The sequence below is a fragment of the Pseudomonas sp. URIL14HWK12:I12 genome (assembly GCF_003097135.1).
Lineage (GTDB): Bacteria > Pseudomonadota > Gammaproteobacteria > Pseudomonadales > Pseudomonadaceae > Aquipseudomonas.
Genome location: NZ_QEQL01000002.1, coordinates 192312 through 207709 on the forward strand (window position 1 = coordinate 192312; position 15398 = coordinate 207709).

The 15398-nt window shown below is 61.1% G+C and carries 16 protein-coding genes and 1 other RNA gene; 11 read left to right on the forward strand and 6 right to left on the reverse strand.

The features are described 5' to 3' along the window. Nucleotides 1-85: 85 nt before the first annotated feature. Both cysD and cysN read left to right on the forward strand, forming a co-directional pair. On the forward strand, nt 86-1003 hold the full coding sequence (gene cysD / locus F474_RS07905; protein WP_097088872.1) for a sulfate adenylyltransferase subunit CysD: 918 nt from the start codon (nt 86-88) through the stop codon (nt 1001-1003). Nucleotides 1004-1021: 18 nt separating this feature from the next. Next, nucleotides 1022-2923: a sulfate adenylyltransferase subunit CysN gene (cysN, locus tag F474_RS07910; protein WP_097088874.1), complete on the forward strand. Its 1902-nt coding sequence runs from the start codon at nt 1022-1024 to the stop codon at nt 2921-2923. A gap of 120 nt (nt 2924-3043) precedes the next feature. Here cysN and F474_RS07915 read toward each other — a convergent pair whose 3' ends face one another. Then, a complete protein-coding gene (locus F474_RS07915) occupies nt 3044-3484 on the reverse strand; it encodes a YhcB family protein (RefSeq protein WP_097088876.1) in 441 nt (146 codons plus the stop codon). 148 nt (nt 3485-3632) lie between these two features. Here F474_RS07915 and F474_RS07920 point away from each other — a divergent pair, with 148 nt between their 5' ends. The 3 genes from F474_RS07920 to zapE all read left to right on the forward strand — a co-directional run bounded on the left by F474_RS07920 (nt 3633) and on the right by zapE (nt 6812). After that, on the forward strand, nt 3633-4268 hold the full coding sequence (locus F474_RS07920) for an alpha/beta hydrolase (protein ID WP_176510738.1): 636 nt from the start codon (nt 3633-3635) through the stop codon (nt 4266-4268). Nucleotides 4269-4283: 15 nt separating this feature from the next. Beyond that, complete coding sequence (locus tag F474_RS07925; RefSeq protein ID WP_097088879.1) at nt 4284-5630, forward strand: tryptophan--tRNA ligase; 1347 nt, start codon at nt 4284-4286, stop codon at nt 5628-5630. Between the two features lie 87 nt (nt 5631-5717). Further along, nucleotides 5718-6812 (forward strand): cell division protein ZapE, encoded by a 1095-nt coding sequence (zapE, locus tag F474_RS07930; RefSeq protein WP_097089044.1) that lies wholly within the window; start codon nt 5718-5720, stop codon nt 6810-6812. A 13-nt stretch (nt 6813-6825) separates the two neighbouring features. Here the strand turns inward: zapE and F474_RS07935 are convergent, their stop codons facing one another. Then, complete coding sequence (locus F474_RS07935) at nt 6826-7824, reverse strand: GlxA family transcriptional regulator (RefSeq protein ID WP_097088881.1); 999 nt, start codon at nt 7822-7824, stop codon at nt 6826-6828. 294 nt (nt 7825-8118) lie between these two features. Here F474_RS07935 and rplM point away from each other — a divergent pair, with 294 nt between their 5' ends. The 4 genes from rplM (at nt 8119) to F474_RS07955 (ending at nt 10185) form a co-directional block, all read left to right on the forward strand. Next, the gene (rplM, locus tag F474_RS07940) at nt 8119-8547 is read left to right on the forward strand and encodes a 50S ribosomal protein L13 (protein WP_097088883.1); all 429 of its coding nucleotides are present in this window, start codon (nt 8119-8121) and stop codon (nt 8545-8547) included. 14 nt (nt 8548-8561) lie between these two features. Continuing rightward, nucleotides 8562-8954: a 30S ribosomal protein S9 gene (gene rpsI, locus F474_RS07945; protein ID WP_097088885.1), complete on the forward strand. Its 393-nt coding sequence runs from the start codon at nt 8562-8564 to the stop codon at nt 8952-8954. Nucleotides 8955-9130: 176 nt separating this feature from the next. Continuing rightward, nucleotides 9131-9748 carry a glutathione S-transferase N-terminal domain-containing protein gene (locus F474_RS07950; protein WP_097088887.1) on the forward strand — a complete coding sequence of 206 codons (618 nt, stop codon included), beginning with the start codon at nt 9131-9133 and terminating at the stop codon, nt 9746-9748. Nucleotides 9749-9762: 14 nt separating this feature from the next. Further along, nucleotides 9763-10185 carry a ClpXP protease specificity-enhancing factor gene (locus F474_RS07955; RefSeq protein ID WP_097088889.1) on the forward strand — a complete coding sequence of 141 codons (423 nt, stop codon included), beginning with the start codon at nt 9763-9765 and terminating at the stop codon, nt 10183-10185. Between the two features lie 137 nt (nt 10186-10322). Here F474_RS07955 and F474_RS07960 read toward each other — a convergent pair whose 3' ends face one another. The 4 genes from F474_RS07960 to F474_RS07975 all read right to left on the reverse strand — a co-directional run bounded on the left by F474_RS07960 (nt 10323) and on the right by F474_RS07975 (nt 13730). Next, a complete protein-coding gene (locus F474_RS07960; protein WP_097088891.1) occupies nt 10323-10901 on the reverse strand; it encodes a BON domain-containing protein in 579 nt (192 codons plus the stop codon). Next, the gene (locus tag F474_RS07965) at nt 10898-11491 is read right to left on the reverse strand and encodes a phosphoheptose isomerase (RefSeq protein WP_097088893.1); all 594 of its coding nucleotides are present in this window, start codon (nt 11489-11491) and stop codon (nt 10898-10900) included. The genes F474_RS07960 and F474_RS07965 overlap by 4 nt, the downstream gene beginning before the upstream one ends. Nucleotides 11492-11586: 95 nt before the next feature. Then, a complete protein-coding gene (locus F474_RS07970) occupies nt 11587-11961 on the reverse strand; it encodes a YraN family protein (protein ID WP_097088894.1) in 375 nt (124 codons plus the stop codon). Next, complete coding sequence (locus F474_RS07975; protein ID WP_097088895.1) at nt 11958-13730, reverse strand: penicillin-binding protein activator; 1773 nt, start codon at nt 13728-13730, stop codon at nt 11958-11960. The genes F474_RS07970 and F474_RS07975 overlap by 4 nt, the downstream gene beginning before the upstream one ends. Before the next feature lie 139 nt (nt 13731-13869). Between F474_RS07975 and rsmI the strand changes: the two genes are divergently transcribed. Both rsmI and rnpB read left to right on the forward strand, forming a co-directional pair. Next, nucleotides 13870-14751, forward strand: a complete 882-nt coding sequence (rsmI, locus tag F474_RS07980; RefSeq protein WP_256577840.1) for a 16S rRNA (cytidine(1402)-2'-O)-methyltransferase — start codon at nt 13870-13872, stop codon at nt 14749-14751. A gap of 41 nt (nt 14752-14792) precedes the next feature. Then, nucleotides 14793-15154: RNase P RNA component class A (gene rnpB / locus F474_RS07985), an RNA gene on the forward strand. The last annotated feature ends 244 nt before the right edge of the window (nt 15155-15398 follow it).

Below are 15398 nucleotides of genomic sequence, written 5' to 3' on the forward strand. Positions count from 1 at the left end.
ATATACACAGGGCCTGTGATAAAGTGCGCCGTTCGAACACGGCCCGCCGGCCGTCATAACGTAAAGCCTTTACCCGTGAGTAGCCATGGTCGACAAACTGACGCACCTCAAACAGTTGGAGGCGGAAAGCATCCACATCATTCGTGAAGTGGCCGCCGAGTTCGACAACCCGGTGATGCTGTATTCGATCGGCAAGGATTCGGCCGTGATGCTGCACCTGGCGCGCAAAGCCTTTTTCCCAGGCAAGCTGCCGTTTCCGGTGCTGCACGTCGATACCCGCTGGAAATTCCAGGAGATGTACAAGTTCCGCGACCAAATGGTCAAGGACATGAACCTCGACCTGCTGGTCCACATCAACCCGGAAGGCGTTGAGCAGAACGTCAACCCGTTCACGCACGGTAGCTCCAAGCACACCGACATCATGAAAACCCAGGGCCTGAAGCAGGCGCTGGACAAGTACGGTTTCGATGCAGCCTTCGGTGGCGCCCGCCGTGATGAAGAGAAGTCGCGCGCCAAGGAGCGCGTGTATTCCTTCCGTGACAGCAAACACCGCTGGGACCCGAAAAACCAACGCCCCGAGCTGTGGAACATCTACAACGGCAAGGTCAACAAGGGCGAGTCGATCCGTGTCTTCCCCCTGTCGAACTGGACCGAGCTGGATATCTGGCAATACATCTACCTCGAAGGGATCCCGATCGTGCCGCTGTACTTCGCCGCCGAACGGCCGGTGATCGAAAAGAACGGCACCCTGCTGATGATCGACGACGACCGCATCCTCGAGTACCTGAGCGATGAAGAGAAAGCGCGCATCGTCAACAAGAAGGTCCGCTTCCGTACCCTGGGCTGCTATCCGCTGACCGGTGCGGTGGAATCCGAAGCCGATACCCTGACCGACATCATTCAGGAAATGTTGCTGACGCGTACGTCCGAGCGCCAGGGCCGGGTCATCGACCACGATGCCGCAGGCTCGATGGAAGACAAGAAACGCCAGGGCTACTTCTAAACTTCAGGGTTTTTCATCATGTCGCACCAATCCGATCTGATCAGCGAAGACATCCTCGCTTATCTGGCCCAGCACGAGCGTAAAGAGCTGCTGCGCTTTCTCACCTGTGGCAACGTCGACGACGGCAAGAGCACCCTGATCGGGCGCCTGCTGCACGACTCCAAGATGATCTACGAGGACCACCTCGAGGCGATTACACGGGATTCGAAAAAATCCGGCACCACCGGTGAGGAAGTCGACCTGGCGCTGCTGGTCGATGGCCTGCAGGCCGAGCGTGAGCAGGGCATCACCATCGATGTGGCCTACCGTTACTTCTCCACGGCCCGTCGCAAGTTCATCATCGCCGATACGCCCGGCCATGAGCAGTACACCCGCAACATGGCCACCGGTGCATCCACCTGTGACCTGGCGATCATCCTGGTCGATGCGCGCTACGGCGTGCAGACCCAGACCCGCCGCCACAGCTATATCGCTAGCCTGCTTGGGATCAAGCACATTGTGGTGGCCATCAACAAGATGGACCTCAAAGGTTTCGATCAAGGCGTGTTCGATGCCATCCAGGCCGACTACCTGGCGTTCGCCGAGGCCATAGGCCTGGCTCCCACAACCCTGCATTTCGTGCCAATGTCGGCCCTCAAGGGTGACAACGTGGTCAACCGCAGCGAGCGCTCGCCGTGGTACGAAGGCCCCACGCTGATGGACATCCTCGAAACCGTGGAGGTGGCAGCCGATCGCAACCTGACCGACCTGCGCTTCCCGGTGCAGTACGTCAACCGCCCGAACCTCAACTTCCGTGGCTTTGCCGGGACCTTGGCCAGCGGTGTCGTGCACAAAGGCGATGAAGTCGTCGTATTGCCTTCGGGCAAGAGCAGCCGGGTCAAGTCCATCGTCACCTTCGAAGGTGAATTGGAACAGGCCGGCCCCGGCCAGGCCGTGACGTTGACCATGGAAGACGAGATCGACATCTCTCGTGGCGACCTGTTGGTTCACGCCGATAACGTGCCGCCTGTTGCCGACCAGTTCGAGGCCATGCTGGTATGGATGGCTGAAGAGCCCATGCTGCCGGGCAAGAAATACGACATCAAGCGCGCCACCAGCTACGTACCAGGGTCGATCGCCGGGATCATGCACCAGGTGGATGTGAATACCCTGGAGAAGAACCAAGCCAGCCAGCTCAAGCTCAACGAGATTGGCCGGGTCAAGGTCAGCCTCGACGCCGCCATCGCCCTGGACGGCTATGAAAGCAACCGTACCACCGGTGCCTTCATCGTGATCGACCGCCTCACCAATGGCACCGTTGGCGCCGGCATGATCATCGCCCCGCCAGTGGTGCCGCACGGTACGGCGGCTGGGCACGGCAAGGGCGCACACGTCGCCACCGGTGAGCGCGCACTGCGTTTCGGCCAGCAGCCGGCCACTGTGCTGTTCACCGGCCTCTCTGGGGCGGGCAAGAGCACCCTGGCCTATGCACTCGAACGGCGCCTGTTCGACATGGGGCGTGCGGTATACGTGCTCGATGGCCAAAACCTGCGCCATGACCTGAACAAGGGCTTGCCGCAGGACCGCGCAGGCCGCACCGAGAACTGGCGCCGTGCTGCACATGTGGCGCGCCAGTTCAACGAGGCCGGGCTCATTACGCTGGCGGCGTTCGTCGCCCCGGATGCCGAAGGCCGCGAACAGGCCCGTGCGCTGATCGGGCCGGAGCGGGTGATTACCGTGTACGTACAGGCTTCGCCTTCGATCTGCGCCCAGCGCGACCCGCAGGGGCTGTACGCTGCTGGCGGGGATAACATCCCGGGCGATTCTTTCCCCTATGACGTACCGCTCAATGCGGACCTGGTCATCGATACCCAGTCGGTGAGCGTCGAAGAGGGTGTGAAGGCGGTGCTGGACGTTCTGCGCCAGCGCGGCGCGGTTTAGCAGCCGCCCACCGCCCGGCAAGCCGGCCTCCCACCTAAGGCTCGATGCAGTTCAACACCGGGGGAGGGCGGCTTGCCACGCGGCGAGCATAAACGAGAACGGGGCCTTTCGGCCCCGTTTTCATTTGCGTTTCAAACCGTACTGCTCATCGAGCATGCCGGGCGAGTCAGGCGCCTTGGGCGCGTAATCCTTCGGAACTTCATCGCTGAGCGGGCGGCTCAGGCGCTCGCGGTCCCGCACTGGGGCTGCCTCTGGGTGCAGGGCTGCAAGCAGGCGCTGGCGGGTCAAGTCGTCGGTGGCCAGGCGATCGGCGCCTTCGGCCAGATGCTCCTGCACTTCCTGGTAGCTCTGGGTGAGCTTCTTGACCAGGATCGCCGTGCTGTTGAAGTGGGTGACCACCTCATGCTGGTAGTTGTCGAACTTTTCCTGGATGTCATCCAGCTGCCGCTGGGTGCTGCTGGGCACAGCGTTCGGTGCGAGGCGGGCAATGAGGAAACCGATCACGACACCCACCACCAAGGCCAGCGTCGGGAGCAACCAAACTAAAAGCGAGAGTTCCACGAGTCCTTCCTCTATAAACGGCTTTGCTTTACGTTAACGGCTTGCGCCGGGCCTGTACACGGCAGGGCCGGCAATAGGTTGGCAGATATGCCAGGCATAATCCAACAGCTAGACGAATAGACCCCACAAAGGGTCACGGAGCTCCCCCTTGCTGATCCGCGAAAACCCTTTGATGCTCGATGGCCCCGTGGGCCAGCTCGAAGCCTTGTATCTGGAAGTGCCCGACGCCCGTGGCATTGCGCTGTTGTGCCATCCCAACCCGGTACAGGGTGGGACGATGCTCAACAAGGTGATCTCCACTCTTCAGCGCACCGCTCGTGACGCCGGCTTTATTACACTTCGTTTCAACTATCGTGGCACTGGCAGCAGCGCCGGCACCCATGACATGGGCAGCGGCGAGGTTGACGACGCCCAGGCGGCCGCCAACTGGCTGCGCATCAAGCACCCAGGGGTGCCTCTGACCCTGTTGGGGTTCTCCTTCGGCGGCTTCGTGGCCGCAGCGCTGGCGGGGCGGTTGGAGCGCAGCGGAGCGGCGCTATCGCACCTGTTCATGTGCGCGCCCGCGGTCATGCGGCTGAGCGCTGAGCACGCGCTGCCCGCGCAGGTGCCGATGACGGTGATTCAGCCCGAGGCCGATGAAGTGGTCGAGCCCCAGGCGGTTTACGACTGGTCCGAGCAGCTTTCTCGCCCCCATGAACTCCTGAAAGTGGCAGAATGCGGCCACTTCTTTCACGGCAAGCTGACGGATCTGAAGGATCTGGTCTTGCCCCGCCTGGCTTCCTGAACGATCGATCCGAACATGACCACCCGTATTCTTACCGGCATCACCACCACCGGCACCCCGCACCTGGGCAACTACGCTGGCGCCATCCGCCCCGCCATCGTCGCCAGCCGCCAGAGCGACGCTGACTCCTTCTATTTCCTCGCTGATTACCACGCGCTGATCAAGTGCGACGACCCGGCGCGTATCCTGCGTTCGCGCCAGGAAATCGCGGCGACTTGGCTGGCTGCGGGCCTGGACGTAGAGCGCGTGACCTTCTACCGGCAGTCCGACATCCCCGAGATCACAGAGTTGACCTGGCTGCTGACCTGTGTGGCCGGCAAGGGCCTGCTCAACCGTGCGCATGCCTACAAAGCGTCAGTGGACAAAAACCTGGAGCAGGGCGAGGAGCCGGATGCGGGCGTGACTATGGGGCTGTTCAGCTATCCTGTTCTGATGGCAGCAGACATCCTCATGTTCAATGCCCACAAAATCCCGGTAGGCCGTGACCAGATCCAGCACGTGGAGATGGCGCGCGATATCGGCGCGCGCTTCAACCACCTGTTCGGTAATGGCAAGGACTTCTTCGTGATGCCCGAGGCGCTGATCGAAGAAAGTGTCGCCACTTTGCCGGGCCTGGATGGCCGCAAGATGTCGAAAAGCTACGACAACACCATCCCGCTGTTCGCCGGTGCCAAGCAGCTCAAGGACAGCATTGCCCGCATCGTCACCGATTCCCGCCTACCGGGCGAACCCAAAGATCCTGACGCTTCGCACCTGTTCACGCTCTACAGCGCCTTCGCCAGCCGTGAGCAGGCGGCGGCCTTTCGTGCAGAACTGGTCGACGGCCTGGGTTGGGGCGAGGCCAAGCAGCGGCTGTTCGAGCTGCTCGATGCCGAGCTTGCCCAGCCTCGCGAACGCTACATTCAGCTGATGGCACGCCCTGACGAGCTCGAAGACATCCTGCAGCAGGGCGCCGCCAAGGCGCGCAAGAGCGCCACGCCCTTTCTGCAGACGCTGCGCGAGGCGGTTGGCTTGCGCTCGTTCAAGGGCCAGGTCGCCCTCGCCACCGGCGAAAAGAAAAAAGCCAGCAAGGCCGCGCGTTTCGTCAGCTTCCGCGATGCTGACGGTAGCTTCCGCTTCAGGCTGCTGGCCGCTGACGGCTCGCAACTGCTGTTATCGCGTAGCTTTGCCGATGGCAAGGCAGCAGGGGCGGTCAGCAAGCAGCTGCAACAGGGCGGCGAGCTGGATGTGCGCGCCGACGGCCTGGCTTTCGGCCTGTGGCTTGAAGGGGAGTGTGTGGCGGTGAGCCCGGCCTTTGCCGATGAGCCCGCGCGCGATGCCGGTATCCAGGCGTTGCACGAGGCCTTGGCACCGCAGGCCTGACGCGACGACTTGCCGCACGTGTGATTGCGCGCAGCCCGGGCCGCCTTTAAAGTGACGGCCCCGGTTTTGATCGCCTTGTTCAAGAATATGACCCCCCTAGAACGATACCAAGAGGACCTCAAGCGTCCTGACTTTTTTCATGACGCCGCTCAAGAGCAGGCCGTTCGCCACCTGCAGCGGCTATACGATGACCTGATCGCTGCGCAGTCGGCAAAGGCCGGGCTGTTCGGCAAGCTGTTCGGAAAGAAAGATGCAGTGCCGGTCAAGGGCCTGTACTTCTGGGGTGGAGTGGGCCGCGGAAAGACCTACCTGGTCGATACCTTCTTCGATGCCTTGCCGTTTCAGGAAAAAACCCGAACGCACTTTCACCGCTTCATGAAGCGGGTGCACGAGGAGCTCAAGACCCTCGGCGGCGAGAAGAACCCCCTCACCGTGATCGCCAAGCGCTTCGCACAGGAGTCGCGGGTGATCTGTTTCGATGAGTTCTTCGTCTCGGATATCACCGACGCGATGATCCTGGGTACTTTGATGGAGGAACTGTTCAAGCACGGTGTTACGCTGGTGGCCACCTCCAACATCGTACCCGACGGCCTTTACAAGGACGGCTTGCAACGCGCGCGCTTCCTGCCCGCCATCGCGCTGATCAAGCAGAACACCGAGGTGGTCAATGTCGACAGTGGTGTGGATTACCGCCTGCGCCACCTGGAGCAAGCCGAGCTGTTTCACTACCCGCTGGATGAAGCGGCCGAGCGCAGCATGCGTGAGAGCTTCCGGGCGCTGACGGCCGACTCGAAAAAGGTCGTGGAGAACGACGTACTGATGATCGAGAACCGCGAGATCAAAGCGCTGCGTACCTGTGATGATGTCGCCTGGTTCGAGTTTCGCAACCTGTGCGACGGCCCGCGCAGCCAGAACGATTACATCGAGCTGGGCAAGATCTACCACGCGGTGCTGCTCAGCGAGGTTGAGCAGATGAGCGTGACCACCGACGACATCGCACGGCGTTTCATCAACATGGTCGATGAGTTTTACGACCGTAACGTCAAGCTGATCATTTCCGCCGAGGTCGAGCTCAAGGACCTGTATTCCGGTGGGCGCCTGAACTTCGAGTTTCAGCGCACCTTGAGCCGCCTGCTGGAAATGCAATCCCACGAGTTCCTGGCCAGGGCTCACAAGCCCTGAGCTGGGTTGTGCCTCAGGCTGCGCCCGCCGGCATCAATTGCTGGCGGTAGGCATGCGGGGTCAGGCCGGTGTGCTGGCGGAACAGCCTGGCGAAGAAGCTGGCGTCGTCGTAGCCTACCTCGTAGCTGATCGCCTTGACGCTGCGCCGTGTGGTCGAAAGCAGGCTGCGGGCAGTCTCGATGCGCAGGCGCTGCAGATAGTGCAGTGGCTTGTCGCCCGTGGCGGTATGAAAGCGCCGCATGAAGTTACGAATGCTCATCCCATGGTCGCGCGCGACGTCTTCGAAACGAAATTTCTCCGAGTAGTGCTCCTCGAGCCATTGCTGGATCTGCAGGATCGCCGGGTCGTGATGTAGCTTCTGGCCGCCGAAGCCGATTCGCCCTGGGGAGTAGTTGCGCTGTACTTCGAACAGAATATCGCGCGCTACTCCCTGCGCCACGCGCAGGCCACAGAAGCGTTCGATCAGGTGAATGTAGAGGTCGCTGGCAGAGGTCATGCCGGCGGCGCAATACAGGTTGCCGGCATCGGTCAGGTGTTTGTCCGGGTTGAGTTTCACCTTGGGGAAGCGCTGGCTGAAGCTGTCGAAGAACCGCCAGTAGGTGGTGGCTTCACAGTCATCGAGCAGGCCCGCCTCGGCCAGCCAGAACACCCCGCTGGCCTCGCCGCAGAATACCGCGCCCCGCGCGTGCTGGGCTTTCAGCCAAGGCACCACCTGCGGGTAGCGTTCCAGGAGCTTTTCGAAGCTCTCCCAGAAGGCTGGGAGGATGATCACGTCGGTGTCGGCAAGGCCGCCGTCGACGTCCACGCGCACGCCGCTGAACGTATCGACAGGCTGGCCGTCCGGGCTGCAGAGCAGGATGTCGAAGGCCGGCTTGAGCCCTTGGTCGAGGTTCAGGCTATGGCGCAGGGCCGCCAGGTGAAAGAAGTCCTTGGCCTGCATGAGGGTGGAGGCGAAGACCTTGTCGGTGGCCAGGATGCTGACCCGGCGCAGCGAAGGTGTGAAGATGGTCATGGCTGTTGTTCTTGTAGGTGATAGTGGTCACGTTGCGGCCAGATCGTCTTATGTTTGGGCGGGGTTGTCCAGTGATCCCTGGCAAGGCTTGCCATTTGCAGAAAAATCCGGATAATTCGCCAGCTCTTTATGGGCGGAAGTGATGCACCCCCGGTAAGAGACGCCGTACGTCGACGCACCGACCCGAGCCCCCAAATTGCGTCTGGCTTCGGCTGCCTTTGACTTGTCAAAGCAAGCACTATTCAGTAAGCTCCGCCGTCTATTTTTGCAGGGCGGCCCCTGAGGCTATAAAGAATGAAAACTTTTACTGCTAAACCGGAAACAGTAAAGCGCGACTGGTTCGTCGTCGACGCCGCTGGCCAGACCCTGGGTCGTCTGTCCACCGAAATCGCTCGTCGCCTGCGCGGCAAGCACAAGGCTGAGTACACCCCTCACGTTGACACCGGCGACTACATCGTCGTGATCAATGCCGAGCAGGTGCGAGTCACCGGTGCCAAGTCTTCCGACAAAATGTACTACTCCCACTCCGGCTTCCCGGGCGGTATCAAGGAAATCAACTTCGAGAAGTTGATCGACAAGGCCCCTGAGCGTGTTATCGAAACCGCGGTCAAAGGCATGCTGCCTAAGAACCCGCTGGGTCGCGACATGTACCGTAAGCTGAAGGTCTACGCGGGTGCCAACCACCCTCACACCGCTCAGCAGCCCCAAGAACTGAAGATTTAACGGAATAGTTCACTATGTCGGCGACTCAAAATTACGGCACTGGCCGTCGCAAGACCGCAACCGCTCGCGTCTTCCTGCGCCCAGGCACTGGCAAGATCTCGATCAACAACCGTCCGCTGGACACCTTCTTCGGTCGTGAGACCGCTCGGATGGTGGTTCGCCAGCCTCTGGAACTGACCGAAAACACTGAAAAGTTCGACATCTACGTTACCGTAGCTGGCGGCGGTGTAAGCGGCCAGGCCGGTGCGATCCGTCACGGTATCACTCGCGCGCTGATGGCGTACGACGAGTCCCTGCGCAAAGCCCTGCGCGTGGCTGGCTACGTTACCCGCGACTCCCGTGAAGTTGAGCGTAAGAAGGTCGGTCTGCGTAAAGCGCGTAAGCGTCCGCAATACTCCAAGCGTTAATTCGCTGCCTTCAAGCCTCTGGCTTGTACAGAAACCCGGCCCTTGTGCCGGGTTTCTGCATTTTGGAGCCGGGCAAACGTCGTAATAAGGCGGGGTGGGGCGCAATAGTGTAAGATTCGCCCTTATTGCCAGCGCCTCTGGGTGCTTTTGTTCAAATGTTTATCGTGGAGGGCCGCATGGGCGCGACCAACCGGTTAGCCTGTTTCTCCGACCCTGCCGATCATTATTCTCACCGTGTGCGCATCGTGCTGGCCGAGAAACAGGTCGGCGCTGAAATCATCGATGTAGTACCTGGGCGCCTGCCTACGGCGCTGGCCGAGGCTAACCCTTACGGCGGCGTCCCGACCTTGGTCGACCGCGACTTGGCGCTGTATGAGCCGATGGTGGTGATGGAATACCTCGATGAGCGTTATCCCCATCCGCCGTTGTTGCCGGTCTACCCGGTCGCCCGAGGCAACAGCCGCCTGCTGATGCATCGGATTCAGCGTGATTGGTGCTCGTTGGTTGATCCGCTGCTTGATGTGCGAACGCCTGAAAAGGCCAGGGCTGATATGCGCAAGCAGTTGCGTGAAAGCCTGACCGGGGTGTCTCCCCTGTTTGCCGACAAACCCTTCTTTCTAAGTGAAGACTTCAGCTTGGTCGATTGCTGCCTTCTACCCATCCTGTGGCGTTTGCCTTCGATGGGTATCGAGCTACCGCGCCCGGCAAAGCCCTTGCTTGACTATATGGATCGCCAGTTCGCCCGTGAGGCCTTCAGGGCCAGCCTATCTGCGGCTGAGCGAGAAATGCGCTAATTTCAGGAGCCTTTATGAACTCGAGCCGCCCTTATCTCGTCCGTGCGTTGTACGAGTGGATCGTCGACAACGAATGCACCCCACATTTGCTTGTGACTACCGAGCACCCGCAGGTACAGGTGCCGCAAGGCTACGCCAGCGACGGTCAAATCGTCCTGAACGTGTCGCCGAGTGCTATTCGGCATTTGCACATGGACAACAAGGCTGTCAGTTTCGAAGGCAGTTTCGGCGGTGTTACGCACAGCCTTTTTGTGCCGGTTGAAGCCATTCTGGGTATCTACGCTCGTGAGAACGGCCAGGGTATGGTGTTTGAGCTTGAGCCGGTGCTTGAGGATGATGAGGTGCTGGGTGATGAGGAGCAGGGGTCTGATGACGAGCCCAGCCCGCCACAGCCGCCTCGGCCCAGCGGCAAGCCGAGCTTGAAAGTGGTGAAGTAAAAGAGGCGGCCTTCCGAGGCAGGCAGGTTGTGGTGGCGGGTCTCAGGTTTGAGCCTGCTGCTTAATCTGGTGCAGAAGCGACAATGCCAGTCAGCTCAACTGACTGGCATTGTCGTTTTTGGCCGGCGTGGCGCTAATCAGTTGATATATTCGAATAGCTTCACAATGCGCTGCACCCCGCTGACACCCTGAACCAGGTTGGTCGCGCGAGTGGCTTCCTGCTGAGTGACCAAGCCCAGCAAATAGACGATGCCGTTTTCGGTGATCACCTTGATGCGTGAGCCTGGGATGCTGTTGTCCGCGAACATCTGCGACTTGATCTTGGTGGTGAGCCAAGCGTCGTTGTTGCGCGCCAGGAGCGAAGAAGGCTGAATCACCTGAAGCTCGTTGTGAACGGTTTTAACCTTCTGAACCTGACCAGCTACTTGCCCGGCCAGTTGTTTGAGATCTTCGCGGGGGGTCTGGCCGGCGACGAGCACGACGCCGTTGTAGCTACTGACCACGATATGTGAACCTTCGGCCAGGTCAGGGCTGGCCTTGGAGATATTCACCCCCACTTTGGTTTCGATGAGCGAGTCATCTATCTTGCTGCCCAATGTGCGGGTGCCACGGTCATCGGTAATGCCATCGTCACGTGTGGCGGTCAGAACCGAGGTGCAGCCGCTGAGTGCGGCGCAAAGGGTGATGGCCAGCAGGCCGATGCGGCTAGGGGTCATTCTTCACTCCCGAACAATTGACTGTCGATCAGGTGACACAGGCAATGGATCGCCAGCAGGTGGACTTCCTGGATGCGAGCCGTCACCTGCGAGGGTACACGGATTTCCACGTCTTCTGGCAATAGCAGCGATGCCATGCCGCCCCCATCCCGCCCTGTCAGGGCGACCACAGTCATGTCGCGATCGTGGGCTGCCTGAATGGCCTGGATGATATTGGCGGAGTTGCCGCTGGTGGAGATCGCCAGAAGCACATCGCCGGCGTGGCCCAGGGCGCGGATCTGTTTCGAGAAGACTTCGTTGTAGCTGTAGTCGTTGGCGATGGACGACAACGTAGAGGTGTCGGCAGTGAGCGTGATGGCCGGAAGGCCAGGGCGTTCGCGCTCGAAGCGGTTGAGCATCTCAGAGGAAAAGTGCTGAGCATCAGCTGCCGACCCGCCGTTGCCACAGGCCAGTACCTTGCCGTCGCAGAGCATCGCATTGACCATGACCTGGCTTGCGAGCTCGATGTGAGGGGCCAGTACGTCCATGGCCTGGAGCTTGGCGTCGATGCTGGCCTGGAACAGGCGGCGGATTCGGGATTGCATGTCCATCAGATTAACCTTAAGGGCAGGGCAGGCGTTAGAGCCTGGCCGGCCGGCCATGAAGCGTGGTGCGGAAAAGGGCGGCGCTTGGCCGCAAGCGGTGTTCAGCTATCGAAGGCATTCTTGATCCAATGCGTGCCAGGCGGTGAAGGCTGATTGCCTTCCACGGCCACGACATCGAAGCGGCAGGGGTGCTCGGCCCATTGAGGGTACCGATGGAGAAAATGCTCGGCTGCCAGAACCACGCGTTGGCGCTTGCGTGCATCGATGCTTTCCAGTGCACCACCCCATTGCCCGTACTGGCGATAGCGTACTTCGACGAATACTACTGTATCGCCATCTAGCATGACCAGATCCAATTCGCCGCCTCTGCAGTGCCAGTTGCAGCTGATAGGTGTGAGCCCATGCGCTGTCAGCAATGCATGGGCGTAGGCTTCGGCGTCCTTGCCTCGGCGTTGGCGATCAAGCTTTGCCGTCAATGAGCGGTGTCCGGCAGGCGGTTGACCTGGCCGTTGCTGAACTCGGCCCAAGGCAGTTGCCGTTCGATACGCTGGTTGGCACCCATGCTCAGGCTGCCTGACTCGCCCTGGACGCGGTTGTTCGGTAATGCCTTGAGCTGATCTAGGCGAGACGCCAGTGCGTAGGCGTCGGCACCCATTGCATAAAGGCGGCCGAGGCTGCCGGCGGCCTGCGGCCATTGGCGAACGACTGCCTGGCGCAGCGGGTCGCTGGTGTCGAGCAGCCAGGGCGTTTCGCAAAAGCGCACGCCGTTGAGGTCGTTGTATTGGGCTGTGTCACCGCTGGCGCTGTATACGTGAGACGTCGCATAGACTGGCAGGCTGCCAGCGAATTGATAGTTCAGCGTCGGCTTGATCTGCTGGGCTTGCTGAGGGGTAGCAGTGAGATAGACGAAATCGACATCCTGGCGGTGAGTGCCTTGACCGTTGCCAGTCTGGCGAACCTGCAGCAGGCGGGCGATCTGCCCAGCCATGGCCACCGGTTGGTCGATTTGATCGTAACCCACCAATGTGCCGCCTTCTGCCGTCCAGGCCTGCTGGAAGGCAGCGAGCACGCGCTCGCCGAACTCGCCCTTGGGCACCAGTGCCACAGCGCGGCTATAGCCGTCGGCACGCGCGCGGCGGGCGACCTCGTGAGCTTCATCCTCGGCGGCCAGGCCGAACTGAAAGAGCTGGGGTGGGCCAGACTGGGTCGAGTCGCTGTAGTTGAGTGCCAGAGTGGTGATCGGCAGCTGCGGGCGGCTGCCCAGTTGCTTGACCAGGTTCTTCTCCAGCGGGCCAATGACCAGCTGGGCGCCGGCAGCCTTGGCCTGTTGATAGAAGTCGTCGATATTGGTGAGCCGGGAGCTGTCGAACACTTCGATGGCCGGCGCGGGCTGGCCAGCTTCACGAGCCTGGAAGTGCGCGGCCATGAAACCGTCACGCAGCGCTCGCGCAACGCCAGCCAACTGGCCTTGCTGTGGTAGGTAGAGGGCGATCTTGGTCACTGGCTGGCTGTTTAGCGACATCAACTGCTGAAGTGCCTGTGGCAGGGCATGGGCCGCCGGGTGGTTGGGATGTTGCGCCTGCCATGCCGTGATAGCTGCTTTTTGCTGATCGAGCGTACCGGGTGTCTGGGTCGCCAGGGCAAGGCTTTGCCAACCTGCCAGGTCGTCGTTGCCGGTGGGCTGCAGTTGATCGGCGGGCAGTGCCGTCATCAGCGACCAGATGGCTTCGTTGTTGGCGCTGGCGTCTTGTGGGCTCAGCATTGGCCCGATGAAGACGCGCTCGCGTGCAGCGGCCAGCGGCTGGTTGTCGGCTTCAAGGGCCTGGGCCCTGACTTTGCCGGTACGGATCTGCTGCTCCATTGGCAGCTCGCCGAGGTGCTGAAGGCTGGGATGCTGCAATGCGGCCAGTGCCCCCTTGGCGTCGCCGCGGGCGAGTGCGACCTCCGCGAGCAAGGTGCTGGCGAACACCTGTTGCGCGGGCTTGAGCGATGCGATGTCGACCTGCCCGAGAATCTGCGTACTGCGGGCGGTGTCTTTTTGTTGCAGTGCCTTATCAGCGGCAGACAAGCGCAGCAGGGCGGCTGCCTCGGGGTTGCTGGCGCTGCTGGCCTGCTGGAGCAGCTGCTCGACGCTGGCGTCAGGTGTGCGGGGCAGCTCGCCGAGCTGCGACGAGGGCGAGCTGGCGCACGCGGCCAGCAGTACGGCAAGGCACAAGGCCCAGATCGGCCGCAAACAAGCTGTCATGAACATCTTCCTGATACGTGGGCGATTGAACGGGAATTGTAACCAAGGGGCGGCCCCGGCGCGATGGCGGCGACATGAAGGCGCGGCCATTGCCTGGCACTGCTACAATGCCGGCTTTTCCTGGCTTCAAGGTGTGGATGTGACTGCTTCAGCGCCTGCGGATTCAACTTTCGGCACACTTTATATAGTTGCTACGCCCATCGGTAATCTCGATGACATCACTGCGCGGGCGCTGCGAGTGCTCAAGGACGTTGCCTTGATCGCCGCGGAGGACACGCGCCACAGCCTGCGCTTGCTGCAGCATTTCGGAATTCAGACGCCTTTGGCGGCCTGCCATGATCACAACGAGCGTGACGAGGGTGGGCGGTTTCTCGCGCGGCTGGCGGCAGGGGATGATGTGGCCCTGGTTTCCGATGCGGGCACCCCACTGATTTCAGACCCTGGCTATCACCTGGTACGCCAGGCCCGCCAGGCGGGTATCAAGGTGGTGCCCGTGCCAGGGGCCTGCGCCGTGATCGCGGCGCTATCAGCGGCCGGGCTGCCTTCTGACAGGTTCATCTTCGAAGGGTTTCTGCCTGCCAAGGCGGTCGGGCGCCGCGCACGCCTTGACGCATTGGCCCGGGAGCCACGCACACTGATTTTCTATGAAGCACCTCATCGTATCCTGGAGTCGCTGGCGGACATGGCCCAGGCCTTCGGCGCGGATCGCCCCGCGGTGCTGGCGCGAGAATTGACCAAGGCGTTCGAAACGCTCAAAGGCCTCCCGCTGGCGGAGCTCCATGCTTTCGTGGAAGCCGACAGCAATCAGCAGCGCGGGGAGTGCGTGGTGCTTGTTCAGGGTTACACCGCACCGGAGGGCGAAGAGGCCGTCAGCGCCGAGGCCCTGCGCGTGCTCGACCTGCTGCTTGAAGAAATGCCACTCAAGCGGGCGGCTGCCCTGGCGGCGGGCATTACAGGGGTGCGCAAGAACGCCTTGTATCAGGCCGGTGTGGAGCGCAAGGGCTCAGCCCCAGGCGTTTGAGGTTGAACCGCCGCCTGCATTGCCGTAACCTTGCGCCCTGAAGAGTCGATCGGACAGTCGCTGCCGCCTTTTGTTCCGCAATAAGGCGGGGGAGGAAAGTCCGGGCTCCGCAGGGCAGAGTGCCAGGTAACGCCTGGGGGGCGCGAGCCTACGGAAAGTGCCACAGAAAATAACCGCCTAAGCGCTTCGGCGCCGGTAAGGGTGAAAAGGTGCGGTAAGAGCGCACCGCGCGGCTGGTAACAGTCCGTGGTCAAGGTAAACCCCACTCGGAGCAAGACCAAATAGGGTTCCATTAGGCGTGGCCCGCGCCGGAACCGGGTAGGTTGCTAAAGGTGTCCAGTGATGGCCACCGTAGAGGAATGACTGTCCTCGACAGAACCCGGCTTACAGATCGGCTCTTCACCCTCTTCCCTTCTGCTCATTCGGTAGCAGAAACATTCGTTTTAATTCCGAAACATTCTTGAACCTCACGTATTACTTTAAGTTTCCCCCGGAATTCATTGACTTGCGAAGCTTGGCCGAGTCAATGGGTCTCCATTTCCTGCCGTTTATCCGTTATTTGCGCGCTAAATGACCGATCTATAAGGGTTTTCCGCCTGTGCGCGCCTTGACGATGCAGGGAGTGGGTTCCTATAGTGTGCGCCAGT

What these genes read in the sequence shown, in the direction of transcription:
- cysD (WP_097088872.1), top strand. Translation starts at nt 86, where the DNA reads ATGGTCGACAAACTGACGCACCTCAAACAGTTGGAGGCGGAAAGCATC.
- cysN (WP_097088874.1), top strand. Translation starts at nt 1,022, where the DNA reads ATGTCGCACCAATCCGATCTGATCAGCGAAGACATCCTCGCTTATCTG.
- F474_RS07925 (WP_097088879.1), top strand. Translation starts at nt 4,284, where the DNA reads ATGACCACCCGTATTCTTACCGGCATCACCACCACCGGCACCCCGCAC.
- zapE (WP_097089044.1), top strand. Translation starts at nt 5,718, where the DNA reads ATGACCCCCCTAGAACGATACCAAGAGGACCTCAAGCGTCCTGACTTT.
- F474_RS07935 (WP_097088881.1), bottom strand. Translation starts at nt 7,824, where the DNA reads ATGACCATCTTCACACCTTCGCTGCGCCGGGTCAGCATCCTGGCCACC.
- rplM (WP_097088883.1), top strand. Translation starts at nt 8,119, where the DNA reads ATGAAAACTTTTACTGCTAAACCGGAAACAGTAAAGCGCGACTGGTTC.
- rpsI (WP_097088885.1), top strand. Translation starts at nt 8,562, where the DNA reads ATGTCGGCGACTCAAAATTACGGCACTGGCCGTCGCAAGACCGCAACC.
- F474_RS07950 (WP_097088887.1), top strand. Translation starts at nt 9,131, where the DNA reads ATGGGCGCGACCAACCGGTTAGCCTGTTTCTCCGACCCTGCCGATCAT.
- F474_RS07955 (WP_097088889.1), top strand. Translation starts at nt 9,763, where the DNA reads ATGAACTCGAGCCGCCCTTATCTCGTCCGTGCGTTGTACGAGTGGATC.
- F474_RS07960 (WP_097088891.1), bottom strand. Translation starts at nt 10,901, where the DNA reads ATGACCCCTAGCCGCATCGGCCTGCTGGCCATCACCCTTTGCGCCGCA.
- F474_RS07965 (WP_097088893.1), bottom strand. Translation starts at nt 11,491, where the DNA reads ATGGACATGCAATCCCGAATCCGCCGCCTGTTCCAGGCCAGCATCGAC.
- F474_RS07975 (WP_097088895.1), bottom strand. Translation starts at nt 13,730, where the DNA reads ATGACAGCTTGTTTGCGGCCGATCTGGGCCTTGTGCCTTGCCGTACTG.